This window comes from Variovorax sp. FW305-3-2-15-B-LB1, from assembly GCF_058787635.1.
The window spans coordinates 1-24,879 of the sequence record NZ_JBYSZY010000009.1; the positions used below are offsets into that span (position 1 = coordinate 1).

At 69.0% G+C, this 24,879-nt stretch carries 23 protein-coding genes and 1 pseudogene; 16 read left to right on the plus strand and 8 right to left on the minus strand.

Annotated features, from left to right (window positions below):
* Positions 1-40: 40 nt before the first annotated feature.
* From AC3WQR_RS07890 to AC3WQR_RS07940, 11 genes are all read left to right on the plus strand, one after another.
* Entirely contained in the window at positions 41-502 is a 462-nt protein-coding gene (locus AC3WQR_RS07890; protein ID WP_492741737.1) for a P-loop nucleotide/nucleoside kinase family protein, read from the plus strand.
* Positions 503-528: 26 nt separating this feature from the next.
* Positions 529-1,017: a GNAT family N-acetyltransferase gene (locus AC3WQR_RS07895; protein WP_492741666.1), complete on the plus strand. Its 489-nt coding sequence runs from the start codon at positions 529-531 to the stop codon at positions 1,015-1,017.
* Positions 1,018-1,089: 72 nt separating this feature from the next.
* Positions 1,090-1,671 (plus strand): YceB family lipoprotein, encoded by a 582-nt coding sequence (locus tag AC3WQR_RS07900; protein ID WP_062475964.1) that lies wholly within the window; start codon positions 1,090-1,092, stop codon positions 1,669-1,671.
* Positions 1,668-2,672 carry a glycerophosphodiester phosphodiesterase gene (locus AC3WQR_RS07905; protein WP_492741667.1) on the plus strand — a complete coding sequence of 335 codons (1,005 nt, stop codon included), beginning with the start codon at positions 1,668-1,670 and terminating at the stop codon, positions 2,670-2,672. The genes AC3WQR_RS07900 and AC3WQR_RS07905 overlap by 4 nt, the downstream gene beginning before the upstream one ends.
* Positions 2,669-2,944, plus strand: coding sequence for a hypothetical protein (locus AC3WQR_RS07910; protein WP_062475969.1), 276 nt, complete (start codon positions 2,669-2,671; stop codon positions 2,942-2,944). Before AC3WQR_RS07905 ends, AC3WQR_RS07910 begins: the two co-directional genes overlap by 4 nt.
* 40 nt (positions 2,945-2,984) lie before the next feature.
* Positions 2,985-3,395: a hypothetical protein gene (locus AC3WQR_RS07915; protein ID WP_492741668.1), complete on the plus strand. Its 411-nt coding sequence runs from the start codon at positions 2,985-2,987 to the stop codon at positions 3,393-3,395.
* 200 nt (positions 3,396-3,595) lie between these two features.
* Entirely contained in the window at positions 3,596-4,972 is a 1,377-nt protein-coding gene (locus tag AC3WQR_RS07920; RefSeq protein ID WP_492741669.1) for a TolC family protein, read from the plus strand.
* 1 nt (position 4,973) lies between these two features.
* A complete protein-coding gene (locus AC3WQR_RS07925) occupies positions 4,974-6,380 on the plus strand; it encodes a multicopper oxidase family protein (RefSeq protein ID WP_492741670.1) in 1,407 nt (468 codons plus the stop codon).
* A gap of 33 nt (positions 6,381-6,413) precedes the next feature.
* Positions 6,414-6,932 carry a cupredoxin domain-containing protein gene (locus AC3WQR_RS07930; protein ID WP_492736637.1) on the plus strand — a complete coding sequence of 173 codons (519 nt, stop codon included), beginning with the start codon at positions 6,414-6,416 and terminating at the stop codon, positions 6,930-6,932.
* A 21-nt stretch (positions 6,933-6,953) separates the two neighbouring features.
* Positions 6,954-7,403, plus strand: a complete 450-nt coding sequence (locus tag AC3WQR_RS07935) for a DUF411 domain-containing protein (protein ID WP_153282826.1) — start codon at positions 6,954-6,956, stop codon at positions 7,401-7,403.
* Between the two features lie 48 nt (positions 7,404-7,451).
* Positions 7,452-7,742, plus strand: coding sequence for a copper-binding protein (locus AC3WQR_RS07940; protein WP_062475985.1), 291 nt, complete (start codon positions 7,452-7,454; stop codon positions 7,740-7,742).
* 3 nt (positions 7,743-7,745) lie between these two features.
* Here the strand turns inward: AC3WQR_RS07940 and AC3WQR_RS07945 are convergent, their stop codons facing one another.
* A complete protein-coding gene (locus AC3WQR_RS07945; RefSeq protein WP_492741671.1) occupies positions 7,746-9,047 on the minus strand; it encodes an NAD(P)/FAD-dependent oxidoreductase in 1,302 nt (433 codons plus the stop codon).
* Between the two features lie 40 nt (positions 9,048-9,087).
* On the opposite strand from AC3WQR_RS07945, the gene AC3WQR_RS07950 reads away from it, so the two are divergent.
* The 3 genes and pseudogenes from AC3WQR_RS07950 to pabB all read left to right on the plus strand — a co-directional run bounded on the left by AC3WQR_RS07950 (position 9,088) and on the right by pabB (position 13,304).
* Positions 9,088-10,116 carry a P1 family peptidase gene (locus AC3WQR_RS07950; RefSeq protein WP_492741672.1) on the plus strand — a complete coding sequence of 343 codons (1,029 nt, stop codon included), beginning with the start codon at positions 9,088-9,090 and terminating at the stop codon, positions 10,114-10,116.
* Positions 10,117-10,143: 27 nt separating this feature from the next.
* Positions 10,144-11,523 (plus strand): TAXI family TRAP transporter solute-binding subunit, encoded by a 1,380-nt coding sequence (locus AC3WQR_RS07955; protein ID WP_492741673.1) that lies wholly within the window; start codon positions 10,144-10,146, stop codon positions 11,521-11,523.
* Between the two features lie 24 nt (positions 11,524-11,547).
* Positions 11,548-13,304, plus strand: a pseudogene (pabB, locus tag AC3WQR_RS07960) (aminodeoxychorismate synthase component I).
* Between the two features lie 75 nt (positions 13,305-13,379).
* Here the strand turns inward: pabB and ettA are convergent.
* Complete coding sequence (ettA, locus tag AC3WQR_RS07965) at positions 13,380-15,041, minus strand: energy-dependent translational throttle protein EttA (protein ID WP_062475998.1); 1,662 nt, start codon at positions 15,039-15,041, stop codon at positions 13,380-13,382.
* A gap of 294 nt (positions 15,042-15,335) precedes the next feature.
* Between ettA and AC3WQR_RS07970 the strand changes: the two genes are divergently transcribed.
* Positions 15,336-17,141 (plus strand): DEAD/DEAH box helicase, encoded by a 1,806-nt coding sequence (locus AC3WQR_RS07970; RefSeq protein WP_492741674.1) that lies wholly within the window; start codon positions 15,336-15,338, stop codon positions 17,139-17,141.
* A 119-nt stretch (positions 17,142-17,260) separates the two neighbouring features.
* Here the strand turns inward: AC3WQR_RS07970 and AC3WQR_RS07975 are convergent, their stop codons facing one another.
* Positions 17,261-18,649, minus strand: a complete 1,389-nt coding sequence (locus AC3WQR_RS07975; RefSeq protein WP_492741675.1) for a hypothetical protein — start codon at positions 18,647-18,649, stop codon at positions 17,261-17,263.
* Between the two features lie 130 nt (positions 18,650-18,779).
* Here AC3WQR_RS07975 and AC3WQR_RS07980 point away from each other — a divergent pair, with 130 nt between their 5' ends.
* Positions 18,780-19,829: an endonuclease/exonuclease/phosphatase family protein gene (locus AC3WQR_RS07980; protein ID WP_492741676.1), complete on the plus strand. Its 1,050-nt coding sequence runs from the start codon at positions 18,780-18,782 to the stop codon at positions 19,827-19,829.
* A gap of 9 nt (positions 19,830-19,838) precedes the next feature.
* Here the strand turns inward: AC3WQR_RS07980 and AC3WQR_RS07985 are convergent, their stop codons facing one another.
* The 5 genes from AC3WQR_RS07985 to AC3WQR_RS08005 all read right to left on the minus strand — a co-directional run bounded on the left by AC3WQR_RS07985 (position 19,839) and on the right by AC3WQR_RS08005 (position 24,850).
* Positions 19,839-21,038, minus strand: coding sequence for a mandelate racemase/muconate lactonizing enzyme family protein (locus AC3WQR_RS07985; RefSeq protein WP_062476010.1), 1,200 nt, complete (start codon positions 21,036-21,038; stop codon positions 19,839-19,841).
* A gap of 86 nt (positions 21,039-21,124) precedes the next feature.
* Positions 21,125-22,135, minus strand: coding sequence for a TRAP transporter substrate-binding protein (locus tag AC3WQR_RS07990; RefSeq protein WP_062476013.1), 1,011 nt, complete (start codon positions 22,133-22,135; stop codon positions 21,125-21,127).
* Positions 22,136-22,196: 61 nt separating this feature from the next.
* Positions 22,197-23,498 (minus strand): TRAP transporter large permease, encoded by a 1,302-nt coding sequence (locus AC3WQR_RS07995; protein WP_070062487.1) that lies wholly within the window; start codon positions 23,496-23,498, stop codon positions 22,197-22,199.
* Positions 23,495-24,046, minus strand: coding sequence for a TRAP transporter small permease (locus AC3WQR_RS08000; RefSeq protein ID WP_223301408.1), 552 nt, complete (start codon positions 24,044-24,046; stop codon positions 23,495-23,497). The genes AC3WQR_RS07995 and AC3WQR_RS08000 overlap by 4 nt, the downstream gene beginning before the upstream one ends.
* A gap of 54 nt (positions 24,047-24,100) precedes the next feature.
* Positions 24,101-24,850 (minus strand): FadR/GntR family transcriptional regulator, encoded by a 750-nt coding sequence (locus AC3WQR_RS08005; protein WP_062476018.1) that lies wholly within the window; start codon positions 24,848-24,850, stop codon positions 24,101-24,103.
* Between the last annotated feature and the right edge of the window lie 29 nt (positions 24,851-24,879).

Sequence of the window (24,879 nt, forward strand, 5' to 3'; positions counted from 1 at the left end):
GACACCGACACCCCCCACATCTCCCCCGCCCGTGCTGCACATGGTCTGCGGCAAGATCGGCGCCGGAAAGTCCACGCTGACCCGGCGCCTGGCGCAGGCGCCCGCCACCGTGTGCATCAGCGAGGACACCTGGCTCGCCGCGCTCTACCCCGGTGAAATCCACGCACTGCCCGACTACGTGCGCGCCGCCGGCCGGCTCAAGCAGGCGATGGGCGAACACGTCTGCGCGCTGCTGCGCGCCGGCGTGTCGGTGGTACTCGACTTTCCGGCCAACACGGTGAGCAACAGGGCTTGGGCGCGCGGCCTCTTCGAGCAGGCCGGCGCGGCGCACCAGCTGCACTTTCTCGACGTGCCGGACGAGGTCTGCAAGGCGCGGCTGCGGGCGCGCAACGCGGCGGGCGAGCACCCGTTCGAAACCTCCGACGCGCAGTTCGACCTGATCACCCGCCACTTCGTGCCGCCCACGGCCGAGGAAGGCTTCCACGTGATCCGGCACGCCTGACAACGGTGCCGGTAAGCTGCGCGCCGATGCACATCGAACCCGCCCTTTCCACCGAAGCGCCCGCCGTCGCGGCCGTGTTGACCGAAGCCGCGCAATGGCTCGCCGAGGGAGGACGCCCGCTCTGGAGCGCCGCCGACACCGGCCTCGAACGCATCCAGCGCGACACCGACGCCGGCCGCTACGTGGTGGCCAAGGAGAACGGCGACTGGGCCGGCGTGATGCGCCTCGATCTGGAAGACCCGTCGTTCTGGCCCGAGATCGCGCCCGACAGCGCGCTGTTCGTGCACAAGCTGGCCGTGCGCCGCGCCTGGGCGGGCCGGGGCGTGTCGCGCGCGCTGCTGGGCCATGCGCGCGACCACGCCCGCGCGCTCGGGCGCCCCTGGCTGCGGCTGGACTGCGTGGCCGACCGCGCCGCGCTGCGCACGCTGTACGAAGGCTTCGGCTTCGCACTGCACAGCTGCATCGACCTGCGCGGCGGGACGTTTGCGCGCTACGAACTGCGCGTGAACGGCTGACCGTCCGACACGCCGACGCGCCCCTTCGGCGCTGGCGGGAACATCGTCGCCTGTGGCAAGCTCGCAAGCTCCATGACCGACCGAATCCCGCCCTCTCATTTCCGCCGTCGGGTGCTGCGCGCGCTGCTGGGCGCCGCCGCCCTGCCCGCGCCGTTCGCGGCGCTGGCCGGCTTCAACTTCTTCACGAACGAATACACCGCCACGCGCGAGGAGCTGCAGTCGCAGATCGCCAAGCGCTTTCCGGTGGCCGAGCGCTATGCCGAGATCTTCATGGTCGGGCTGCGCGACCCGCAGCTGGGCCTGGACGGGCGCGCCAACCGCGCCGCCATCACGGCCACGCTGACCATCGCCAGCCCACTGCTGGCGGCCTCGCCGGTGCAGGGCGTGGTGTCGGTGAGCAGCGCGCTGCGCTACGACGCGGCGGCACGCGCGCTGCGGCTCGATCAGCCCAAGGCCGAGCGCCTCGAGCTGCAGGGCGTGGAGGGCCGCGACGCCGAGCGCCTGCAGAAGGTCGGCGCGGTGGTCGCGCAGGAACTGCTGCAGGGCCAGATCCTGCGCAGCTTCACGGCCGACGAACTCACGGTCGGTCGCAAGACCTACGAGGTCGGCGACATCACGGTGCAAGACAACGGCATCAAAGTGCAACTCAAATGAAACAACGCACCGCCTTCCTCCTGATCGCCGCCGCCCTCCTCGGCGCCGGCTGCGCCGCCATCGCCCCGAAGGCGAAGCAGCACTTCGACCTGCAGGCCCACCGCGGCGGACGCGGCCTGGCGCCCGAGAACACGCTGGCCGCGTTCTCCAACGCAATGAATCTGGGCGTGACCACGCTCGAACTCGACATCGGGCTCACGGCCGACGGCGTGGTGGTGGTGTCGCACGACACGGCACTCAACGCCGACCACACGCGCGACGCCCGCGGCGCCTGGCTCACGGCCAAGCCCGCCCCTTCCGTGCGCTCGCTCACGCTGGCGCAGCTGCAGACCTACGACGTGGGCCGTCTCAACCCCGAGAGCAACTACGGCAAGCAGTTCGCGCTGCAGCAGCCGCGCGACGGCGAGCGCATTCCCACGCTGGCCGCGCTGTTCGCGCAGGTGCAGGCGCGCGGTGCCGATGCCGCGCGGGTGCACTTCAACATCGAGACCAAGATCGACCCGACCAAGCCCGACGAGACGGCCGCGCCCGAGCCCATGGTGCGCGCGCTGCTGGCCGAGATCGACAAGGCGAAGGTGGGCGAGCGCGTGACCATCCAGAGCTTCGACTGGCGCACGCTCGCGCTGGTCGGTCAGCTCGCGCCGCAGCTGTCGCGCGCCTACCTCACCACGCCCCGCACGCTGAAAGACAGCCGCTGGACCGCCGGCCTGGCCGCCGCGAACTTCGCCTCGGTGCCGCAGTTGGTGAAGGCCGCGGCCGGTGCATCGGCCGGGCCGGTGATCTGGTCGCCGGCGCACGCCGACCTGGGCGCCCCCGCGATCCGCGAAGCGCAGAAGCTCGGCATGAAGGTCGTCCCCTGGACCGTGAACCAGCGCGCCGACATGGTGCGGCTCATGGACGCGGGCGCCGATGGCCTGATCACCGACTACCCCGACGTGTTGCGCGACCTGATGCGCGAACGCGGGCTGGCACTGCCACCACCAGCGAAGGCCACCTCATGAGCACCGTGACGCAACTCGACACCATCGCCTCGGGCATCGCCGCGCTGCAAGGCGGCAGCGGCTCCGTCACCACGCTCTCCACGGCCGCGCGCGCCAGCACCGAACTGCTCGGCGCCCTGCCGCCGCGCTACGGCGAGGTGCTGCTGAACCTGCTGGACCGCCTCGAATCGAGCGCGCTCTTCAGCGAGGAAAGCTGCTCGTTCAGCCAGAAAGACCTGCTCGACAACCTGCAGGTGTGGGTCGACAAGGCCCGCGGCCAACTGGTGTCTTGAGGCGCTGACGCCCCGCCCCGGTTTATCATCGCGCCCAACCATGCGCACCCTGCTGCTCGCCCTCATGATCGCCCTGCTGCCCATCCGCGGCTGGCTCGGCGACGCCATGGCGGTCGAGATGGTGCGGCATTCGCTGCCCGCCACCGAGGCGGTGGTGGCCGCGGCCACCGGCATCGCCGAATCGCACTGCCATGACGCCACCATGGAGGCCGACACCGGCCACGACATGGCGGCCATGCACGGCAGCAGCGGCGATTCGCAGCAGTCCCACGGCACCGACCACGCGAACTGCGGCACCTGTGTCGCCTGCCAGGTCTGCCACACGGTGGCGCTCGGCGGCATGCCGCTGGTCGACACCCCGCATGCGGCGCCCCAGGCGCCGCCGGCCGCACACGCGGCCCGCTTTGCCAGCGCCGAGCCCGTCCTGGGCTTCAAGCCGCCCATTTCCTGATCTTCCTGCCCGTAGTCCGTCCGCAGTGAGCCTTTGCCGGCTCGCAGCGTTCGCCGTATTGCCCATGGAGATCGCTCGTGAATTCCCTTGCTCGCCGGCCGTATGCCGGCATCCCCCGCTATCGAACAGATAGCCCGCCCCTCGGGCGAAAAAGTCGCTTTTCATTCCTCAGAACCGCCACCGCGCTGACCGCTGCGCTGGTGCTCGCCGGCTGCGCCAGCCTGTCGCCCGACGGCGGCGCCGGCGACGTGCAGGCGCTGGTCGACGGCAACCCGCTCATGGCGGGCGCCACGGCCCAGCGCAAGCCGGACGACGCCTCGCAGCAAAGCGTCGACGCGCTGCTGGCCAAGCCGCTGGACGCCGAAGCCGCCGTGCGCATCGCGCTCGTCAACAGCCCGCGCGTGCAGGAGGCCTTTGCCACGCTCCAACTGAGCGACGCCGACCGCGTGCAGGCCGCGAGCCTGCCGAACCCGGTGCTGTCCTTCAGTCGGCTGGCGCAGGGCAGCGAGCGCGAGTTCGAGCGCATGCTGACTTTCAACGTGGTGGGCCTGCTCACGCTGCCGTGGCAGGCGCGCTGGGCCGGCCAGCGGCACGAGGCCGCCAAGCTGCAGGCGGCGCAAAGCGTGCTGCTGCTGGCCGCCGACACCCGCCGCGCCTGGGTGCGCGCGGTGGCCGCGCAGCAGAGCGTGAGCTACCTGCGCGACGCGAAGGACGCCACCGAGGCGGGCGCCGAACTGGCGCACCGCATGGCCCAGGTCGGCAACTGGAGCGCGCTGCAGCGCACGCGCGAACAGCTGCTGCTGGCCGATGCGTCCGCACAGCTCGCACGCGCCGAACAGGCGGCCGTCGCCAGCCGCGAACAGCTCACGCGCCTGCTGGGCCTGAGCGGCGCGCGCACCGGCTACACCCTGCCCGATCGCCTGCCGCCGCTGCCGAAGGCCGCGCCCGAACTCGGCGACGTGCAGGCCCTGGCGCTGCGCGACCGGCTCGACGTGCGCTCGGCGCAGGCGCAGAACACGGCCGTGGCCGGCTCGCTCGGCCTCACGCACGCCACCCGCATGATCAATGCGATGGAACTGGGCGTGGTGCGCAACACCACCTTCGAGAACGACGCCGATCGCTCGAAATCGACCACGCGCGGCTTCGAGCTCGAGCTGCCGATTCCGATCTTCGACTGGGGCCAGGCCCGCAGCGGCCGCGCCGAGGCGCAGTACCTGCAGTCGGCCGCGCGCGTGCGCGACGTGGGCGTGCTCGCGGCCAGCGAGGCGCGCGAAGCCTGGCAGGGCTGGAACACCGCCTACGCCCTGGCGCGCCGCTACCGCGACGAGGTGCTGCCGCTGCGCAAGCAGGTCAACGAGGAGATGGTGCTGCGCTACAACGGCATGCTCGCCAGCGTGTGGGAGCTGCTCGGCGAAACGCGCGCGAGCATGCTCGCCGTGAACGCCGGCATGGAAGCCCAGCGCGACTTCTGGCTGGCCGACACCGACCTTCAACTGGTGCTCACGGGCAGCTCGCCCGGCGGCATGACGGCCCTGCAGACCGCGGCCACCAACGAACCTGCGGCGGGAGGCCACTGACATGAACCGTCGCAACTTCTTTGCGGGCGCCGCCACGGCCGTGGCCGCCACCACCGTGAGCCGCGTGAGCATGGCCGCGCTGCCCGAGCCGGTGACACAGGCATCGACCGCCACCGCGCCGCCGCTCGTGCCGCCCAACGGCCGGCCCTACAACCCCGTCGTCACGCTCAACGGCTGGACGCTGCCGTGGCGCATGAACGCCGGCGTCAAGGAGTTCCACCTCGTCGCCGAACCCGTCGTGCGCGAGATGGCGCCGGGCTTCAAGGTCAACATGTGGGGCTACAACGGCCAGTCGCCCGGCCCGACCATCGAGGTGGTCGAGGGCGACCGCGTGCGCATCTTCGTGACCAACAAGCTGCCCGAGCACACCACCGTGCACTGGCACGGCCAGCGCCTGCCCAACGGCATGGACGGCGTGGGCGGCATCACGCAGCCGCACATTCCGCCGGGCAAGACCTTCGTCTACGAGTTCACGGCGCGCCGCCCCGGCACCTTCATGTACCACCCGCATGCCGACGAGATGGTGCAGATGGCGATGGGGATGATGGGCTTCTGGGTCACGCACCCGAAGGCGGAGCATCCGCTGATCGAGAAGGTCGACCGCGACTTCTGCTTCCTGCTCGGCAGCTTCGACGTGGAGCCCGGCAGCGCCACGCCCAAGGTCAACACCATGACCGACTTCAACATCTGGAGCTTCAACAGCCGCGTTTTCCCGGCCATCGACACGCTCAACGTGCGCCGTGGCGACCGCGTGCGCATCCGCGCGGGCAACCTCACGATGACCAACCACCCGATCCACATCCACGGCCACGAGTTCGAGGTGACCGGCACCGACGGCGGCCCCGTGCCGCGCACCGCGCGCTGGCCCGAGGTGTCGGTCGACGTGGCAGTGGGCCAGATGCGGCAGATGGAGTTCATTGCCGACGAGGAAGGCGACTGGGCGCTGCACTGCCACAAGGCGCACCACACGATGGGCCCGATGGGCCACGACGTGCCGACCATGATCGGCGTGGACCACAAGGGCGTGGCCGAAAAAATCAAGAAGCTCGTGCCCGACTACATGGTGATGGGCGACAAGGGCATGGCCGACATGGGCGAGATGGAAATGCCCATTCCCGAGAACACCGTGCCCATGATGACCGGCACCGGCCCCTTCGGCTCGGCCGAGATGGGCGGCATGTTCACGCTGCTGAAGGTGCGGCGCGACCAGAAGCCGGGCGACTACCGCGACCCGGGCTGGTTCAAGCACCCGGCCGGCACGGTCGCGCGCGAGGTGTCGGCCAGCGGTGCGCCCGTGGCGCCGCGCAAGACGGGTGCCGCGCCCGCCAGCCCCGGCAGCGGCAGCGGCAGCGGCAGCGGCAGCGCCACCGTGCGCAAGCCCTCGGGCCATGGGGCCCACAACCACTGATCGCATCGATCCAACTTTTTTGAGATTCCATTCATGAACACCCGTTTCTCCCCCCTCGTCGCCGGCATCGCACTCGCAGCCGTCACCACGCTCGCCACGGCCCACGAAAGCCACGCACCCAAAACTGGCACCGCCGCCGCCTCGCTCGCACCCGAGCAGAAAGCCTGGGGCATCGCCGGCAAGGCCAGCGCCGTGAAGCGCACCATCGACATCGCGATGGCCGACGACATGACCTTCACGCCCTCGGTCCTCGAAGTGCGCGAAGGCGACACCATCCGCCTGCGGCTGAAGAACCGCGGCAAGGACCTGCACGAGCTCGTGCTTGGCACCACCGCCGTCATCGAGGACCATGCCGCCATGATGAAGAAGCACCCCGGCATGGAGCACGACGAGCCCTGGATGGCGCACGTGCAGCCGGGCAAGACCGGCGAACTGATCTGGACCTTCAACCGCGCCGGCGACTTCGACTTCGCCTGCCTCGTGAAGGACCACTACGAACTCGGCATGGCCGGCCGCGTGCGCGTGCGGGCCGCTGCCGCGCCCGCACGATGACCCACTGAAAGGAACCCCACCATGCAACGACGAACCCTCCTGAAACTCGCCGCCGCCACCGCGTCCCTGCCGCTCGCCGCGCAGGCCGCCGCGCCGATGGTCGAGATCTGGAAAGACCCGAACTGCGGCTGCTGCCAGGACTGGGTCAAGCACCTCAACAAGAACGGCTTTGCCACGCGCGTGCACGACGAGGGCAACGGCCCCGCGCGCGAGCGGCTCGGCATTCCGGCGAAGCTGGGTTCGTGCCACACCGGCCGCGTCGGCGGCTACGCCATCGAAGGCCACGTGCCGGCGCGCGAGATGCAGCGCCTGCTGAAGGAAAAACCCAAGGCCGTCGGCCTGGCCGTGCCCGGCATGCCCATCGGCTCGCCCGGCATGGACGGCCCCGCCTACGGCGACCAGCGCGACGCCTACGACGTGCTGCTGGTGCTGGCCGACGGCAGCACGCGCGTCTTCCAGAGCTACCGCTGACCCCCCTCTTACCCTTCATCCCATCCAAACAAGGAAGGAACCCCGACCATGAAAAAAGTCCTCACTGCCCTCTCCACCCTCGTGCTCGCCGCCGCAGCGTTCGCGCAGGCCGCACTGCCCCAGGTCGACGGCGAAGTCCGCAAGGTCGACACCGACGCCAAGAAGATCACCCTGCGCCACGGCGACATCCCGAACCTCGAGATGACCGGCATGACCATGGTGTTCCGCGTGAGCGACCCGGCGCTGCTCGCCAAGGTGAAGGCCGGCGACAAGGTGAAGTTCACCGTCGACAAGGTCGACGGCGCACTCACCGTGCTGTCGATCACGCCGGCGAACTGAACCTCAGGACCTGAAGCGCCCCGGATCGAAGGGCGCCAGCGGTATCTCCGGCGCAACGCCCGCCAGCAGTTGCGCTGCCAGCCGCCCGGTTCGCGCCGAGCCGCACAGGCCGACGTGGCCATGCCCGAAGGCCAGCACGATGTCGCCGCTGGCCGCCGACGGGCCGATGCACGGCAGTCCGTCGGGCAGGCTCGGCCGGTGTCCGAGCCAGTGCGCCACCGAAGGCGCACCGGGCGCGGGCGGTGCCAGCGACGGAAACATCGATTGCAGATGCGCGTGCAGGATCTCGGCGCGGCGCCAGTCGGGCGCCGCTTCGAGGCCCGCGATCTCCACCTGCCCGGCCGCGCGCAGGCCGCCGTCCATCCAGTGCGCGATGAGTTTGCCGTCGGCCACCATGGTCGGCGTGCGCGGGCCGGCCGTGGCGCCTTCGATCACCACGTGGTAGCCGCGCTCGGACTCCAGCGGCACCGCCGAGCCTGCCGCCGCGGCCAGCGGGCCCGAGCGCGCGCCGGCGCAGATGGCAGCACCATCGCAGGCGATCTCCCCAGCCTCGGTGCGCACGGCGCGCAGCCGGCCGCCCTCGATGCGAAAGCCGGTGGCCCGCGCGGCGACGCGTTCGGCGCCCGCGTCGAGCGCATGTTGGGCGAGGGCCGCCACGTAGGCGCCCGGATTGCGGCAGTGGCCGGCTTCGGGCACGAAGATGCCGAGCGTGTAGCGCGCGGCCAGATCGGGCTCGCGGCGGCGCAGTTCGTCCGCCGGCCATTCTTCCCACTGGACACCGGCGCGCCGGCGCACGCGCCAGCCCAGCGCGTCGCCGTCGAACTCGGCGCGTGAACGGTAGGCATGCAGCAGCCCGCGCCGCTCGATGAACTGCGGCACGCCGGCCTCGGCGGCCAGTTGCGCATGCAGCGCGGGCGCATCGGCCAGCAGCGTGCGCAATGCGTCGGCGGTGCGCTGCACGCGCGCCTCGGTCCAGCCCGAGGCCAGGTAGCGCAACAGCCACGGCAGCGCGCGCGGCAGGTGGCGCCAGCGCAACGCCAGCGGCCCGAGCGGGTCGGCCAGCCAGCCCGGCACCTTGCGCCAGGCCCCCGGCAGCGCGGGCGGCACCACGGAGTGCGATGACAGCCAGCCGGCGTTGCCGTAGCTCGTGGCCTGCGGGCCACCCGGCTCGCCGGGCTCCACCAGCGTCACGCGCAGGCCCGCGCGCAGGGCCTCGATGGCGGTGGCGCAGCCCACCGCGCCCGCGCCGATCACCACCACGTGGCGGCTGCCGCCCTCGGGGGAGAAACTTCTTGCAACTGTCATTGTGGGGATCGTAAAGGTCGCGGTCCCATAATCGGCCGCCATGTCCGCTGCGTCTTCTTCCCCCTCTTCTCGCGCCGGTGCCATCACCGACGTCGCCGGCATCGAAGTCGGCCATTTCTCCGACACCCGCCGCCCCACCGGCTGCACCGTGATCATTGCGCGCGACGGCGCCGTGGCCGGTGTCGATGTGCGCGGCGCCGCGCCCGGCACGCGTGAGACCGACCTGCTCTCGCCCGGCAACCTCGTGCAGGAAGTGCACGCCGTCATGCTCGCGGGCGGCAGCGCCTGGGGCCTGGCCGCCGCCGAGGGCGCGATGCGCTGGCTCGAAGAACGCGGCGTCGGCATGGACGTGCGCTTCGGCACCCTGCCCATCGTGCCGGCCGCCGTGCTGTTCGACCTGCCGATGGGCGACGCGCGCATCCGCCCCGATGCGGCCGCGGGCTACGCCGCCTGCGAAGCCGCCTCGACCGACGCGCCCGCCGAAGGCAACGTGGGCGCGGGCACCGGCGCACTGGTGGGCAAGCTCTTCGGCGTGCACCGCGCGATGAAGGGCGGCATCGGCACCGCCTCGGTCACCGTGGGCGGCGTCACGGTCGGCGCACTCATCGCAGTCAATTCGCTGGGCGACGTGATCGACCCCGACACCGCCCTGCCCGTGGCCGGCGCGCGCACCGAGGACGGCGCCGCCCTGCTCGACACGCGCCGCGCGCTGCTGCGCGGTGAGCTGCCCAAGCCGCTGCTGGCGGGCACCAACACCACCATCGGCGTGATCGCCACCGATGCGGTGCTGACCAAGGTGCAGGCCAACCGGCTGGCCATGGTGGCGCACGACGGCCTGGCGCGCGCCATCAACCCGGTGCACACCATGAGCGACGGCGACACGCTGTTCGCACTGGCCACCGGCCGCGTGCCGCTGGAAGGCGATGCGCCCGGCATGACCGTGCTGAGCACCATGGCCGCCGAAGCCACCGCGATCGCCACCGTGCGCGCCGTGCGCGCCGCGCGCGCGGTGACCGTGGGCGAGCTGCACATTCCCTGCGCCGCCGACCTGGCCGCACCGCGCGGCTGACCCGCGCACCGCACGACGAGGCACCCCATGGCGTTTCCCCGCACCCTGAAGCTGATCCTGCTGTCGATCCGCGACCTGATCGCCTCGGCCGGCCCGATCGTGTTCATCGTCATCGGCCTGCTGATTGCGGCCTACTGGTGGCTGCAGCCGCAGCCGCCCAAGCACGTGACGCTGGCCACCGGCCCCACGGGCAGCGCCTATGCGCAGTTCGGCAAGCGCTACGCCGACGCCCTGAAGCACAGCGGCATCACCGTCGAGCTCAAGGCCACCTCAGGCTCGACCGAGAACCTGCAACTGCTGCGCACCGGCGGCGCCGACGTGGCCTTCGTGCGCGGCGGCAGCGCCGACCCGGTGGCCGACGAAGAGGCCGGCCTGCGCTCGCTGGGCGCGCTGTTCTTCGAGCCCATCTGGCTCTTCTACCGCACCGACACCGCGCAGAAGATCGATCGCAAGACCGGCACGCTGACCTCGCTCACGCAGCTGCGCGGCCTGCGCGTGAACGTCGACCTGCCGGGCAGCGGGCTGCCCGAGATCATGGAGCGGCTGCTCAAGGCCAACCGGCTCGGGCCCGACGACCTGCTGCTGTCGAACCTCGAGCAGGCCGCCGCGGCCGAGGCGCTGCAGGCCGGGCTGCTCGATGCCATCGTGCTGTTCTCGGCGCCGCAGTCGCCGCAGGTGCAGCGCCTGCTGCGCGCGAGCGACATCCAGCTCATGGACTTCGGCCAGGCCGAGGCCTACACACGGCGCTTTCCGTTCCTGTCGGCCGTGTCACTGCCGCGCGGCGTGGTCGACCTGTCGAAGGACCTGCCGCTGCACGACGTGTCGCTGCTCGCCGCCACCACCTCGCTGCTGTCGCGCGACGAGACCCACCCGGCCCTGCGCCAGCTGTTCGCGCAGGCCGCGCAGACCGTGCACAGCGACGCCGGCTGGTTCAACCGCGCGCGCGACTTCCCCAACACCCGCACCAGCGAACTGCCCGTGAGCCCCGAGGGCGACCGCGCGATCAACGGCACGCCGCCCTTCTGGCAGCGCTACCTGCCGTTCTGGGCCAGCAACCTGGTCGAGCGCATGTGGCTGGTGCTGGGCGGCGTGCTGGTGCTGATGCTGCCGCTGAGCCGCGTGATCCCGCCGCTGTACCAGTTCCGCGTGCGCCGGCGCGTGTTCCGCTGGTACGCGCGGCTGCGCGACATCGAGGCCAAGGTGGACGGGCGCCAGAGTCAGGCCGAGCGCGACAAGCTGCTGGAAGAACTCGACGACCTCGACCGCGTGGTCAACAAGGTGGCCGTGCCGCTGTCGTACGCCGACGAGCTCTATGCCCTGCGCAACAACATCTACGCGGTGCGCAAGCGGGCACTCGCGGGCTCGGCCAGCCCAGCGACGGCCGCGCCGGTCCGCGCGGCCACCTGACAAGAAGGCCCGGGCGCGCGCTTGCTGTCCACGCTGATCGATTTCGCCGACCCGCGCACCGACGGGGCGACCCGGCTGCGCGCCGCCTTCGGCGCGCCCGTGCGCGTGCTCGTCGCCCATGCGCCGCACGAGGTGCGCCCTGTGCTGGAGGCCGTCGAGGCGCTGGCCCGCGAAGGCCGCTGGTGCGTCGGCCACCTGCGCTACGAGGCCGCCGCGGCGTTCGACCCGGCGTTCGAGGTGCATGCACCCGACGGGCCGCTGGCCTGGTTCGGCGTGCATGACGAGGCATTGCCATGGCCCGACGCGCCGGTACCCGCCGTGGCGCCCGTCGCGTGGACGGCCGACCTGTCGCGCGAAGCCTTCGACCGCCACATGCTGGCGATCCACCGCGCCATCGCCGACGGCGTGCTGTACCAGCTCAACTACACGGCGCCGCTGCACGCCACTTTCGACGGCGACGCGCAGGCCTGGTTCCATGCGCTGCGGCAGGCGCAACCCAACGGCTACGGCGCCTTCATCGACACCGGCGACGAGCAGGTGCTGTCGGTGTCGCCCGAGCTGTTCTTCGACCGCGACGGCGACCGCATCCTCGTGCGCCCCATGAAGGGCACCGCCCCGCGCGGCGCCACGCCCGCCGAAGACGCGGCCCACGCGCTGCGGCTGCGCACCGTGCCCAAGGAGCGCGCCGAGAACGTGATGATCGTGGACCTGATCCGCAACGACCTCTCGCGCGTGGCCCAGCCCTTCTCGGTGCGCGTGCCGCGCCTTTTCCACACCGAGGCGCTGCCCACCGTGTGGCAGATGACCTCCGACGTGGAAGCCCGGCTGCGCGAAGGCACGACGCTGGCCGACCTGTTCGCGGCGCTGTTCCCCTGCGGTTCCATCACCGGCGCGCCGAAGGTGAGCGCCATGCGCATGATCCGCGCGCTGGAGCCTGACGCGCGCGGCGTGTACTGCGGTGCCGTGGGCGTGGTGCGGCCCGGCGGGCACGCGACCTTCAACGTGCCGATCCGCACCGTCACGCTGCGCGACGGCGCCGCGCGCTGCGGCATCGGCAGCGGCATCACGGCCGATGCGCAGGCGGATGCGGAGTGGGACGAGTGGCGGCACAAGCGTGCCTTTCTCGGCGCGGCGGTATCTTCGCAACCATGACGTCCTTCGAACTGCTCGAAACCCTGGCGCTGGCCGATGGCGCACTGCGCGATGCGCCCGCGCACCTGGCGCGCATGCATCGTGCAGCTGCGCACTTCGGCTATCCGTGGCACGAAGCGCAAGTGACGGCCTGCCTGGACCAGCTGCGCGCAGCGCATGCCGCAGGCACATGGCGCGTGCGCCTGCTGCTCGACGCGCAAGGGCAACCGCGCGCCGAAGCCTTCGCCACGGACGCCCCGCCACCGCGCGTGCGCCTGCAGCTGGCCCCACGCGCTTTCGACGAGGCCGACAGCGAGTTCTCGCGCTTCAAGACCACGCGCCGTGCGCACTACGAGGCCTTTGCGCCGACCGCGCCCGGCGTGTTCGACACCCTGCTGTGGAACCGCGACGGCGAGATCACCGAATGCACGCGCGGCAACATCGCGCTGCGGCTCGACGGCCGCTGGGTCACGCCGCCGCTGCATTGCGGCCTGCTCGACGGCATCGGCCGGGCCCGCCGCATCCGCGAGGGACAGCTTGCCGAAGCCGTCGTGCGGGTGGACGATCTGCCCCGCGTCGAAGCGCTCGCCTTCGTCAACAGCCTGCGCGGCTGGCTCGACGCCGACCTCGTCGGCCACGACGCCCCCTGAACGACAAAGCGCGCGGCCCCTTGCGGAACCGCGCGCTCTGGTCGTCGAAGCGGCCGAAGCCGCCTGCGTCCTGTCTTACTTGAGTGCCTTGTAGCGCATGCGCTTCGGCTTGGCGCCTTCTTCGCCCAGGCGCTTCTTCTTGTCGGCTTCGTACTCCTGGTAGTTGCCGTCGAAGAAGGTCCACTGGCTGTCGCCTTCGGCCGCGAGGATGTGCGTGGCGATGCGGTCGAGGAACCAGCGGTCGTGGCTGATGACCATCACGGTGCCGGCGAACTCGAGCAGCGCGTCTTCCAGGGCGCGCAGGGTTTCCACGTCCAGGTCGTTCGACGGTTCGTCCAGCAGCAGCACGTTGCCGCCCGCGATCAGCGTCTTGGCCAGGTGCAGGCGGCCGCGCTCACCGCCCGACAGCGTGCCGACCTTCTTCTGCTGGTCGGCGCCGTTGAAGTTGAAGCGGCCCGCGTACGCGCGGCTGGCCATCTGGAACTTGCCGACGTTGATGATGTCCAGGCCGTTCGAGATGTCTTCCCACACGGTCTTGTCGGACGCCAGTTCGTCGCGGTGCTGGTCGACGAAGGCCATCTTCACGGTCTGGCCGATGACGACCTCGCCCGTGTCCGGCTTTTCCTTGCCCGCGAGCAGCTTGAACAGCGTCGACTTGCCGGCGCCGTTCGGGCCGATGATGCCGACGATCGCGCCCGGCGGCACGGTGAAGCTCAGGTTGTCGATCAGCATGCGGTCGCCGAAGGACTTGCTGACGCCGTGGAACTCGAACACCTGCTGGCCCAGTCGCTCCGCCACAGGAATGAAGATTTCCTGCGTTTCGTTGCGCTTCTGGTATTCCATGTCGCTCAGCTCTTCGAAGCGGGCCAGGCGCGATTTGCTCTTGGCCTGGCGTGCCTTCGGGTTCTGGCGCGACCACTCGAGTTCCTTCTTCAGGGCCTTGGCGTGGGCTTCTTCGCTCTTTTGCTCCTGCGCCAGGCGTTCACCCTTCTGCTCGAGCCAGGTGCTGTAGTTGCCCTTCCAGGGAATGCCGCGACCGCGGTCCATTTCCAGGATCCACTCGGCGGCGTTGTCCAGGAAGTAGCGATCGTGGGTGATAGCCACCACGGTGCCCGTGAAACGCTGCAGGAACACTTCGAGCCACTCGACCGATTCGGCGTCCAGGTGGTTGGTCGGTTCGTCGAGCAGCAGCATGTCGGGCTTGGACAGCAGCAGGCGGCACAGCGCCACGCGGCGCTTTTCACCACCCGACAGCAGGCCGATCTTGGCGTCCCACGGCGGCAGGCGCAGCGCGTCGGCGGCAATTTCGAGCTGGTGCTCGGAATCGGTGCCGGCGGTGGCGATGATGGCTTCGAGCTGGGCCTGTTCGGCCGCCAGCGCGTCGAAGTCGGCGTCTTCGGCACCGTAGGCGATGTACACCTCTTCGAGGCGGGCCTTGGCCGCGAACACCGCGCCCATGGACTCCTCGACCGATTCACGCACCGTGTGCTCGGCGTTGAGCTTGGGTTCCTGCTCCAGATAGCCGATCGTCATCCCCGGCATGGGCAGGGCCTCGCCCTCGAATTCCTTGTCCACACCCGCCATGATCTTGAGCAGCGTGGACTTGCCCGAGCCGTTCAGGCCGAGCACGCCGATCTTGGCGCCGGGGAAGAAAGAGAGCGAAATGTCCTTCAAGAGCTGCCGCTTGGGCGGCACGGTCTTGCTGACGCGGTTCATCGAATAGACGTATTGAGCCATCTGTGAATGATTACCTTGGGTAGCTTGGGATTTGCGTAAAAGCACGGTCGTCCGGACAGTGATCCGGGCGCGGCGAACCCATGATTATCGACTCATGCGACAATAGTCCTCGTTGCCGGGTCCAGTTGCCCGCAAACCGGCTCTCTGCCGGGGACGAAGAAAACCCCAAATCACCGCGGGTCTTCCGGCTCCCACCCCTGACCTTCATCTGCCTTGACTGGCTCGGCGTCACCCCAAAACGACGCCTGGCGGGCCGATGCCACTGCGCCGTGTATGGCGCTTGTTGTTTCCACAATGAATTTTGACGAACTGAAGCTGGCTCCCGCCATCTTGAAGGCTGTGCACGAGCACGGCTACGACACCCCCACCCCCATCCAGGCGCAAGCCATTCCCGTGGTCCTCGACGGCCACGACCTGCTGGGCGGCGCCCAGACCGGCACCGGCAAGACCGCGGCCTTCACCCTGCCGATGCTGCACAAGCTCACCATGAGCCGCAGCGCCACCAACAAGTTCGGCGGCATCGGCATCCGTGCCCTCGTGCTGACTCCCACGCGCGAACTCGCGGCCCAGGTCGAAGAGTCGGTGCGTACGTACGGCAAGTACCTGCAGCTCGACTCCACCGTGATCTTCGGCGGCGTGGGCATGAACCCGCAGATCAGCAAGCTCAAGAAGGGCGTCGACATCCTCGTGGCCACCCCCGGCCGCCTGCTCGACCTGCAACAGCAGGGCATGCTCGACCTCAGCCAGGTCCAGATGCTGATCCTGGACGAAGCCGACCGCATGCTGGACATGGGCTTCATCCACGACGTGAAGAAGATCCTGGCCCTGGTGCCCAAGGAAAAGCAGAGCCTGCTGTTCTCGGCCACCTTCAGCGACGAGATCCGCGACCTCGCCGGCTCGCTGCTCAAGAACCCGCAGAGCATCCAGGTCACGCCGCGCAACACCACGGTGCAGCGCATCACGCAGGTGATCCACCCCGTGGGCCGCGGCAAGAAGAAGGCGCTGCTCGCGCACATCATCAACGAGAACAAGTGGAGCCAGGTGCTCGTGTTCACGCGTACCAAGTTCGGCGCCAACAGCGTGGCCGAATTCCTCACCAAGAACGGCATCGAGGCGATGGCGCTGCACGGCAACAAGAGCCAGAGCGCCCGCACGCAGGCGCTGGCCGGCTTCAAGAGCGGCGACATCCGCGCCCTGGTGGCCACCGACATCGCCGCGCGCGGCATCGACATCGACGAGCTGCCGCACGTCGTGAACTACGAGATCCCGAACGTCAGCGAAGACTACGTGCACCGCATCGGCCGCACCGGCCGCGCCGGTTCGAGCGGCGAGGCCGTGAGCTTCGTGTGCCTGGACGAAGAAGGCTTCATGCAGGAGATCGAACGCTTCACGAAGCAGACGATCCCGGTGCAGAAGGTCGAGGGCTTCGGTCCTGAAGAAGGCGAACGCGCCGAGCCGATCGCCATGGGTCGCCAGACGATCTGGGGCGGCGCCGGCCGTCCGCCGAGCCGCGAAGTCATGCAGGCAGCCGCCAAGGCCGCCCGCACCGAAATGATGTCGCGCATCCGCGAGAACAAGGCCGGCCAGGGTGGCGGCAACGGCGGTGGCGGCGGCAATGGCGGCGGTCAACGCCGTGGTGGCGGCCAGGGCGGCGGCGGTCAAGGCCGCAATGCCAACGGTGGCGGCCAAGGCCAGGGCCAGGGCCCGCGCGGCCAGGGCGCAGCCCGTCCGGCACAGGGCCGCGGCCCGCAGCAAGGCCAGCCGCGCGCACCGCAGCAGCCGCATCACCACGCACCGCACGAAGAGCGCCAACCGCGCCATCACGGCAACAGCCACAGCCCGACGCAGGCCAACCAGGTCGCGCACCTGCGCGCTGAAGCCGTCGCAGGCGGCGGTGCAGCCGGCCAGCCGGATCCGTTGCGCACGAGCGTCGACCACATGGGTGGTCGCGGTCGCGGCGGTCGCCCGGGCGGCGGCGGTGGTGGTGGCTACGGCGGCAACCGTTCGGGTGGCGGTGGCCGCTCGGGTGGCGGTGGTGGCTACGGCGGTGGCGGTGGTGGCCGCTCCGGCGGCGGCGGTGGCCGTTCGTTCGGTCGCTGAGCGCTGCGGGCAGGAACACCTGCCCCAGAAATGAGCAAGGGCACTTCGGTGCCCTTTTCTTTTGTCGGCGCGTCAGCGCAGGCTGCGCAGCAGCGCGCGCCGATGTGTCATGACGGCGCTCATTGTTCGACCGCTGTGATCTTCTTGATGCCTTCGGAAGGCGGCTTGGCCGCGACCTCTCGAACCTGTACGGCGTAGCCGTAGTCGGTCAGATAGACATAGGTGTCGGTCCGACCGAGCGAGTCGGGCTGCATCCGGCACTCCAGGCGCCTGGCGTCGCCGCTCAGATCGGGATGAAGTTCGGCGGCCGCACTGACGCCGGCGACTTTGCAGACCGTTGTGTAGTCGTAGGTCACTCCGCCGATCATGCTGAACAAGCTCAGTTTCTTCGTCTCGTAGCGCAACTCCGAGCCCACGGCCATGCGTTGCCAGTCGCCCGTCAACGTGAGCTCGGTCATGGCCTGGCTGATCGTGTCGGAGCCGGGAAGAAAGTTGACGAAGCTGCTCAAGTCGACCAGGCCCAGGAATGAAGCGGTCTGCGACCGCGTGCCGTCCGCGGGGCCTGTGCCGGTCTTCGTCCGGGTTCGGAACATGGAAGCTGTCGCATCCGGCGCAATCTGGAGTTCGCTGCGGGTCGGCGTCGTCTTCCCGTCGCGGGTCCAGGTGCCTTCGAGCACGACACGCTTCAGGCGCTTGGGCGCCAGCGGAAGCCCCAGCTGGGAAACGGCCTGAATCACCGCCGGATTCGGCGGTGTCAGGCCTGCGGGATCGGGCAGCGCCTTGGCGCGAGAAGTGAAGGCAGGCAACGCCTGCCCTGCCGAAGCACCGCCACAGGCCGCCTTGAAGAGCGCCTTGTAGTCCGCATTCGTGTCGCCGCCGACCGTGTACGACTTCGCCCTGTCGCCTTCAACCCGACCGTCCGTGACGCGGCCGCGCTCATCGATGTCGAAGCCGCTCACCTGGGCATAGGACTGCGATGGGCACGCGAGCCTGAAGCGCTCGCGCTTCTGGCCAAAGGGTGCCCGGTAAGGCAGGTCGAAGTCCATGCGCGAATAGTCGAACGCGCCCCAGAAGAGCAAGGCACCCTCGGAGGGCTCGATGCTTGCGATGTCGATGAGCGTGAATGTGCCGTCTGCGCCGCGTTGCACCTCGCGCCAATCGGGCGGGGTCGCGCGGCATGCGCGTTCGACCGCCGGCTGCGCTTTCAGAGCCAACGCCTGGCGCTCGTCCAGTTCCTTGCGCACGCCATACCGCCGGCCGGTCACTGGATAGCTGCGGCCCGTGCGCAGGTCGGAGTAGAGCAACCACGCCTGCGGCGCATTGCACGCGACCGTGAAGTTGCGCGTCTCGGGCCCATCTTCCAGGGCAAAGGACACATGGTCCTCGACGCGCAGCAGGCTGTGTTCGACAAGGCTGCCGCCGAAGGACATCGAGGGATGGCTCCTGGATGCGCAGCCCGCAACGAGCAGCGCCGCCACAGCGCAGGTGGTGATATGGATGAGCTTCATGCATTCCGCGCTGGGCGGCTCCCTGGTTTCGTTGTTATTTCTTGCGGCCAGCCTCGCCATCGAATGACATGGACGACATGGCGGGCGCACCTCAGCTTGAAATCCTAACCCGGGACACAATCGCGTTTCCATGCCATACATCCCGCCCAACTACGCCACGCTCTTCGTCGCCACCTGCAACCTGCTCAACCTCGCGAACCCCAACCGCGTGTACTACGAGAACCAGGACGCCTACAACGAGCGCGAATACGAACGCAAGATCGACTGGATCGGCGAGCGCATCCACGCGCTCAATGCCGACGTGCTCGCGGTGCAGGAGGTGTGGGACGAGGCCGCGCTGAAGGCCGCCATCGGGCGCAGCGGGCTGCGCTACGACTTCGTCTCGGTGCCGGGCGCCGAGAACTCGCCGCCGCCCGCGAGCCCGCCGGGCACGCCCGGGCGGCCGGGCGCACAGGGCACGCCGCGCGTCGGCATCGTCACGCGGCTGCAGGTGGACAGCGTGCAGTCCTTCGTCGATTTCCCCTCGGGCTTCGGCGTCGAGGTGCCGGGCATCGGCCCGCACACGCGCTTCGAGCGCCCGCCCCTGCTGGTCACCGTGCGCATGAAGCACGGCCAGCAGGTGCATGTGCTGACGGTGCACCTGAAGTCCAAGCGCCCCAAGTTCCTGCAGGACGCGCAAGGCAACTCCCTCGAAGACCGCGACGACCGCAAGATCGGCGCGATGGCCTCGCTGCGCTCCTTGCTGATGCGCGGCGCCGAGGCCGCGGCCCTGCGCTGCATCGTGATCGACCTGCTGCAGGGCACCAACGTGCCGCTGGTGGTGATGGGCGACTTCAACGACAACCCGCACAGCGTGACCACGCAACTGGTGGCCGCGACCTCCGAAGTGGCCTACGACAAGGCCGCGCGCGACGTGGCGCTGTTCAACGCCTACGAGATGCAAGGCGAGTCGGCGCTGAAGAAGGACGTGGCCTATTCGCACATCCACCAGGGCTTCCCGGATGTGCTCGACCAGATCCTGGTGAGCGAGGAGTTCGTCGCCGCCAGCCGCCACAGCCTGGGCGACGTGCGCCGCGTCGACTACTTCAACGACCACCTGCACGAAGGCCGCGACCGCTCGCGCTCGGACCACGGCTTCGTGCGCGCCCTGCTGCGGCTGCGCACCGACGACAACCGCTGACGAACGGCGCTACGCCGCCTTCGACACCCGCACGATCGCGTCGGCGCGCTTGTGCAGGTCGGGCAGCAGCTCCAAGCCGAGGCCGGGCTTGTCGTTGAGGCTGATCATGCCGTTCTCGACCTTCGGCAACTCGGTGACGAGCTCCTTGTACCAGCCGGTGAAGAAGGCGCGCACGCTCTCCTGGATGAGCGCGTTGGGCGCGTGCAGGCTCAGGTGCGTGGACGCGGCCCAGACCACCGGCCCCGTGCAGTCGTGCGGTGCCACGGGCAGTTGCCAGGCGTCGGCCATGGCGGCGATCTTGCGCGCCTCGGTGAGGCCGCCGCACCAGCTCAGGTCGAGCATCGCGACCCCGGCCACGCCGGTCTGCAGGTAGTCCTTGAAGCCCCACTTGTAGCTCAGCGTTTCGCTGGCGCAGACGAGCGCCTGGCAGTCCTTCGCGTACTGCTTGAGCAGGTCGAGGCTGTCCATGCGGATGGCGTCTTCGTGCCAGAAGGTGTCGAACTCCTGCAGCGCGCGCGCGATCTTCTGCGCCATCGGCAGCCGCCACAGGCTGTGGAACTCGACCATGATGTCCATCTTGCCGCCCACCGCCTGGCGGATCTTGCGGAAGGGCTCGAGCGCGGTGTCAAGATCGGCGTTGCTGATGTACTGCCCGTGGCTCTTCTCCGCCGCCGGATCGAAGGGCCAGATCTTCATGGCCGTGATGCCTTCGGACAGCAGCGATTCGGCCAGTTCGTCGGCGTGGTGCAGGAAGCCCTGCAGGTCTTCGTACGGCCCGTTGTTGTTGGCCAGGCCCCAGTTCGAGCTGGTCTGGTTGGTGGCGCTGCGGATGTACTGGTAGCCCGCGCAGGTGTTGTAGATGCGGATCGCATCGCGGCTCTTGCCGCCCAGCGCCGTGTGCACCGGCATGTTGGCGGCCTTGCCGAACAGGTCCCACAGCGCGATGTCGACGGCCGAGTTGCCGCGCGTTTCCACGCCCGACCCGCGCCAGCCGAGGTAGCCCGTGATGTCGCGGTTGCGCGCTTCGATCTGCAGCGGGTCGGTGCCCAGCAGTTTCAGCGCCGCCCACTCGTGCAGGTAGGCCTCGACCGCTTCGGCTCCCATGAAGGTCTCGCCGAGGCCGACCAGGCCCTCGTCGGTGTGCAGGCGCACCCACAGGATGTTGGGAAACTCGCCCAGGCGGATGGTTTCGAGCTGCGTGATTTTCATGACAAGGATTCCGCAAAAAGAAAAAGCCGCAGCGGCGGGTGCCGCGCGGCTCTTGCACACATTCAGCGCATGGCCGAAAGCCTCGGTCAGCCCCCGCGCGCCTTCTTCAGCGCGTCGGTGACCACGCCCACGGCTTCCGTGCCGATGTTGGGCACGTTCTTGTCGTACACGGGCTTGACCTTCTCCAACATGCGCTTCTGTTCGGCCGCCGAGACTTCGTTCACCGTCATGGTCTTGCGCAGGCTGGCGAGCGACTTCTCGTTGAGCGCGCGGTTGGCTTCGCGCTGGACCTTCTGGCCTTCCTTCGCGGCCTCGCGCAGCACCGCCTGCTCCTGCGGGTTGAGCTGGTCCCAGAGCTTCTTGCTGTAGAGGATGAGGAAGGGCGTGTAGGCGTGGCGCGTCACGCTCAGGTACTTCTGGACCTCGCTGAACTTGGAGGTCTCGATGGTCACGAAGGGGTTCTCCTGGCCGTCGATGGTGCGGGTTTCGAGCGCGGTGAACACCTCGCCGAAGGCCATGGGCACGGCGTTGGCGCCCAGGGTCTTGAACGAATCGAGGAAGATGTTGTTCTGCATCACGCGCAGCTTCACGCCTTCGAAGTCCTCGGCCTTGGCCACGGGCTTCTTGCTGTTGGTGAGGTTGCGGAAGCCGTTCTCCCAGTAGGCCAGGTTCACGAGACCGGCGGCTTCGAGCTTCTTGTTGAAGTACTCGCCCGCGGGGCCGTCGAGCACCGCGTCGGCTTCCTTCTCGTTGGCGAACAGGAACGGCAGGTCGAAGGCACCGAGTTCCTTCACGATGCCCACCAGCGGCGAGCTCGAGGTGCACACCATTTCCTGCGTGCCGGCCCGCAGCGCCTGCGTGGCCGGCAGGTCGCCGCCCGCGGCGCCGCCCCAGAAGGCCGTGATCTTCATCTTGCCGCCGGTCTTGGCCGCCAGCACCTCCTGCATCTTCTTCACGCCCACGCCCACGGGGTGGTCTTCGTTCACGCCGTTGGTGAACTTGATCGTGCGTTCGGCAAATTGCGCGAGGGCGCCAGTCGACGCCAGCAGGCCGCCGGCCACGAGGGCGGCGGTCATCAGGGTTCTGCGAAACAACATGCTTGTCTCCTTCGATTCGAGGGGTTGGTTGAACGAACTGACTGACAGGAAAAAAGAAGAACTAGCGCCCCATCCACCACTGCAGCGGAACGGTCACGAGCTGCGGGAAAAACACCAGCGTGAACAGCACCACCAGGTGGGCGATGAAGAAGGGCATCACGCCCTTGAAGGCATCGTCCATCGAGATGCGCGCCACGCCGCTCACCACGTTGAGCACCGTGCCCACGGGCGGCGTGATCAGGCCGATGGCGTTGTTCATGATGAACAGCACGCCGAAGTACACCGGGTCGATGCCGGCCTTGAGCACCACGGGCATCAGCACCGGCGTGAGGATGAGCACGGTAGGCGTGAAGTCGAGCGCGGTGCCCACGATGACGATCAGCACCATCATCACGAACATCAGCAGCGTCTTGTTGTCCAGGAAGGGCTCCAGCAGCGACACCACCTCGGTCGGGATGTTGGCCACCGTGATGAGCCAGGCGCTCACCATCGCGGCGGCCACGAGGAACATCACGACCGCGGTGGTCTTGCCCGCCGCGAGCGTGAGGCGGTACAGGTCTTTGACCTTGAGTTCGCCATAGATGAAGAGGCCCACCACGAGCGAATAGACGGCCGCGACCACGGCGGCTTCGGTCGGCGTGAAGACGCCGAACTTCATGCCGCCGATGATGATGATCGGCAGCGCGAGCGCCAGGCTGCCCTGCGCCGTGACCTTCAGCCGCTCGCCCCAGGGCACGCGCGGCGAGGACTTCACGTTGTCCTTCCGGGCCACGATCCACCAGGCCACGCCCACTGCGAGCCCCATCAGGATGCCGGGCACGATGCCCGCGAGGAACAGCTTGGTGATCGACACGTTGCCCGCCACGCCGAACACAATGAGCCCGATCGACGGCGGGATCACCGGCGCGATGATGCCGCCCGCGGCAATGAGGCCGGCCGAGCGGTTCATCTGGTAGCCGGCGGCCTTCATCATCGGGATGAGGAGCGCGGCGAGCGCGGCCGTGTCGGCCACGGCCGAGCCCGACAGCGAGGCCATGATGATCGCGGCCAGCACCGCCACATAGCCCATGCCGCCGCGGTAGTGGCCGACCCAGGCCATCGCCAGGTTCACGATGCGCCGGCTGAGCCCGCCCGCATTCATGAACTCGCCGGCCAGCAGGAAGAACGGCACGGCCAGCAGCGGGAAGTTGTCGGCACCGTCGACAAAGCGCTGCGCAATGATCTGGCTGTCGAAGGCCGGCAGGCCGCCGGTGTAGGCCAGCCAGCCCATCAGCGAGACGCCGCACACCAGCAACGAATACGAGATCGGAATGCCCAGTGCCATGGCGCCGAGCAGGGAGACGATGAAGATCGTGACAGTCATTGCGCCACCTTCCCGTGTGCGGCGGCGTCGAGCACCTGTTCTTCGGATTCCATGATCTGGATCAGCTCCTGGTCGGGCACCCGGCCCCGGAACAATCGCCAGAGCTTGTCGATGTTGAAGAGGGCCATCACCACCGACACCACGTAGCCGATGCCGTAGACCCAGATCATCGAGATGCCGACCACGGGCGAGATGTTGGTCACCTGCAGCTCGTGCATCTCGTAGGTGCCCATGAAGAAGAGCACGTTGCAGAACAGCATGAGCGACTGGCTCAGGAAGAAGCAGACCTTCTTGCCCATGAGCGGCAGGTGCTTGATGAGCGTGTCGACACCCAGGTGCGCGCCGTCGCGCATGGCCACCATGGCGCCGATGTAGGTGAGCCAGATGAAGCAGTAGCGCGACATCTCGTCCGACACCGAAATGCCCGAATTGAAACCGTAGCGCAGCACCACGTTGCCGAACACCATGACGACCATCGCCACCATGCACACGACGACGAGGAACTCCAGCAGGCGAAAAAATCCGTCGATAGCCCTTTGCATCAGCATCTGCGTCTCCTGACTTTCCAGTGTTGTTATGGGATGTCTGCGCGGCCGCCGCGTCTAGAGCGGGAAGGCCTTCAGCTGCGTCGCCGGGCGGCTGATGCGCGGAATCTTCTTGCGCGAGGCCAGCACCGTCTCGATGTCGTGGCGCGCGCCGTCGATGAGCACCAGCACGGCTTTCTCGGCGGCGGCCGGATCGCGTGCGATGACGGCGTCGAGCACCGCGCGGTGCAGCGGCAGCGAACTCGCGGGCCCGTTCTTGCGGGTGGTCGAAATCTCGAAGCTGGTGCGCAGCAGCGCGCCCAGTGCACGGCTCATCTGCACCAGCATGCGGTTGTGACTGGAGCGGATGAGGCCCTGGTGAAAGCGCAGGTCGGGCGTGATGTAGTCGCCGCCGAACTCGATGGCGCGCTTCATGCCCGCGTAGGCGTCTTCCATGTCGGCGATGTCTTCGGCGGTGGCGCGCTGGGCGGCCAGCGCCACCGCGGCGGGCTCGACCACGCGGCGCAGGTCCTGCAGGTCGCGCAGGAACTCGGCCGACAGGCCCGCCTGCGTCTGCCACACGATGACGTCGGCGTCGAACCAGTTCCACTGGTCGGGCGGCTGCACGCGCGTGCCCACCTTCGGGCCGCTGGTCACCAGGCCCTTGGCGATCAGCGACTTGATCGATTCGCGCACCACGGTCCGGCTCACGCCGAGCTCTTCGCACAAGAGCGGCTCCGGCGGAATCGACGCGCCGGGCGCATAGCGGCCCGCGACGATGTCGCTGCCGATGCGGTCGACCGTGTTGCCGTGAACGTTCTTGATCATGCCTGCCTGTGGGTGTGTGGTTCTGGTGG

What these genes read in the sequence shown, in the direction of transcription:
- AC3WQR_RS07890 (WP_492741737.1), top strand. Translation starts at nt 41, where the DNA reads ATGGTCTGCGGCAAGATCGGCGCCGGAAAGTCCACGCTGACCCGGCGC.
- AC3WQR_RS07895 (WP_492741666.1), top strand. Translation starts at nt 529, where the DNA reads ATGCACATCGAACCCGCCCTTTCCACCGAAGCGCCCGCCGTCGCGGCC.
- AC3WQR_RS07900 (WP_062475964.1), top strand. Translation starts at nt 1,090, where the DNA reads ATGACCGACCGAATCCCGCCCTCTCATTTCCGCCGTCGGGTGCTGCGC.
- AC3WQR_RS07905 (WP_492741667.1), top strand. Translation starts at nt 1,668, where the DNA reads ATGAAACAACGCACCGCCTTCCTCCTGATCGCCGCCGCCCTCCTCGGC.
- AC3WQR_RS07910 (WP_062475969.1), top strand. Translation starts at nt 2,669, where the DNA reads ATGAGCACCGTGACGCAACTCGACACCATCGCCTCGGGCATCGCCGCG.
- AC3WQR_RS07915 (WP_492741668.1), top strand. Translation starts at nt 2,985, where the DNA reads ATGCGCACCCTGCTGCTCGCCCTCATGATCGCCCTGCTGCCCATCCGC.
- AC3WQR_RS07925 (WP_492741670.1), top strand. Translation starts at nt 4,974, where the DNA reads ATGAACCGTCGCAACTTCTTTGCGGGCGCCGCCACGGCCGTGGCCGCC.
- AC3WQR_RS07930 (WP_492736637.1), top strand. Translation starts at nt 6,414, where the DNA reads ATGAACACCCGTTTCTCCCCCCTCGTCGCCGGCATCGCACTCGCAGCC.
- AC3WQR_RS07935 (WP_153282826.1), top strand. Translation starts at nt 6,954, where the DNA reads ATGCAACGACGAACCCTCCTGAAACTCGCCGCCGCCACCGCGTCCCTG.
- AC3WQR_RS07940 (WP_062475985.1), top strand. Translation starts at nt 7,452, where the DNA reads ATGAAAAAAGTCCTCACTGCCCTCTCCACCCTCGTGCTCGCCGCCGCA.
- AC3WQR_RS07945 (WP_492741671.1), bottom strand. Translation starts at nt 9,047, where the DNA reads ATGACAGTTGCAAGAAGTTTCTCCCCCGAGGGCGGCAGCCGCCACGTG.
- AC3WQR_RS07950 (WP_492741672.1), top strand. Translation starts at nt 9,088, where the DNA reads ATGTCCGCTGCGTCTTCTTCCCCCTCTTCTCGCGCCGGTGCCATCACC.
- AC3WQR_RS07955 (WP_492741673.1), top strand. Translation starts at nt 10,144, where the DNA reads ATGGCGTTTCCCCGCACCCTGAAGCTGATCCTGCTGTCGATCCGCGAC.
- ettA (WP_062475998.1), bottom strand. Translation starts at nt 15,041, where the DNA reads ATGGCTCAATACGTCTATTCGATGAACCGCGTCAGCAAGACCGTGCCG.
- AC3WQR_RS07970 (WP_492741674.1), top strand. Translation starts at nt 15,336, where the DNA reads ATGAATTTTGACGAACTGAAGCTGGCTCCCGCCATCTTGAAGGCTGTG.
- AC3WQR_RS07975 (WP_492741675.1), bottom strand. Translation starts at nt 18,649, where the DNA reads ATGAAGCTCATCCATATCACCACCTGCGCTGTGGCGGCGCTGCTCGTT.
- AC3WQR_RS07980 (WP_492741676.1), top strand. Translation starts at nt 18,780, where the DNA reads ATGCCATACATCCCGCCCAACTACGCCACGCTCTTCGTCGCCACCTGC.
- AC3WQR_RS07985 (WP_062476010.1), bottom strand. Translation starts at nt 21,038, where the DNA reads ATGAAAATCACGCAGCTCGAAACCATCCGCCTGGGCGAGTTTCCCAAC.
- AC3WQR_RS07990 (WP_062476013.1), bottom strand. Translation starts at nt 22,135, where the DNA reads ATGTTGTTTCGCAGAACCCTGATGACCGCCGCCCTCGTGGCCGGCGGC.
- AC3WQR_RS07995 (WP_070062487.1), bottom strand. Translation starts at nt 23,498, where the DNA reads ATGACTGTCACGATCTTCATCGTCTCCCTGCTCGGCGCCATGGCACTG.
- AC3WQR_RS08000 (WP_223301408.1), bottom strand. Translation starts at nt 24,046, where the DNA reads ATGCTGATGCAAAGGGCTATCGACGGATTTTTTCGCCTGCTGGAGTTC.
- AC3WQR_RS08005 (WP_062476018.1), bottom strand. Translation starts at nt 24,850, where the DNA reads ATGATCAAGAACGTTCACGGCAACACGGTCGACCGCATCGGCAGCGAC.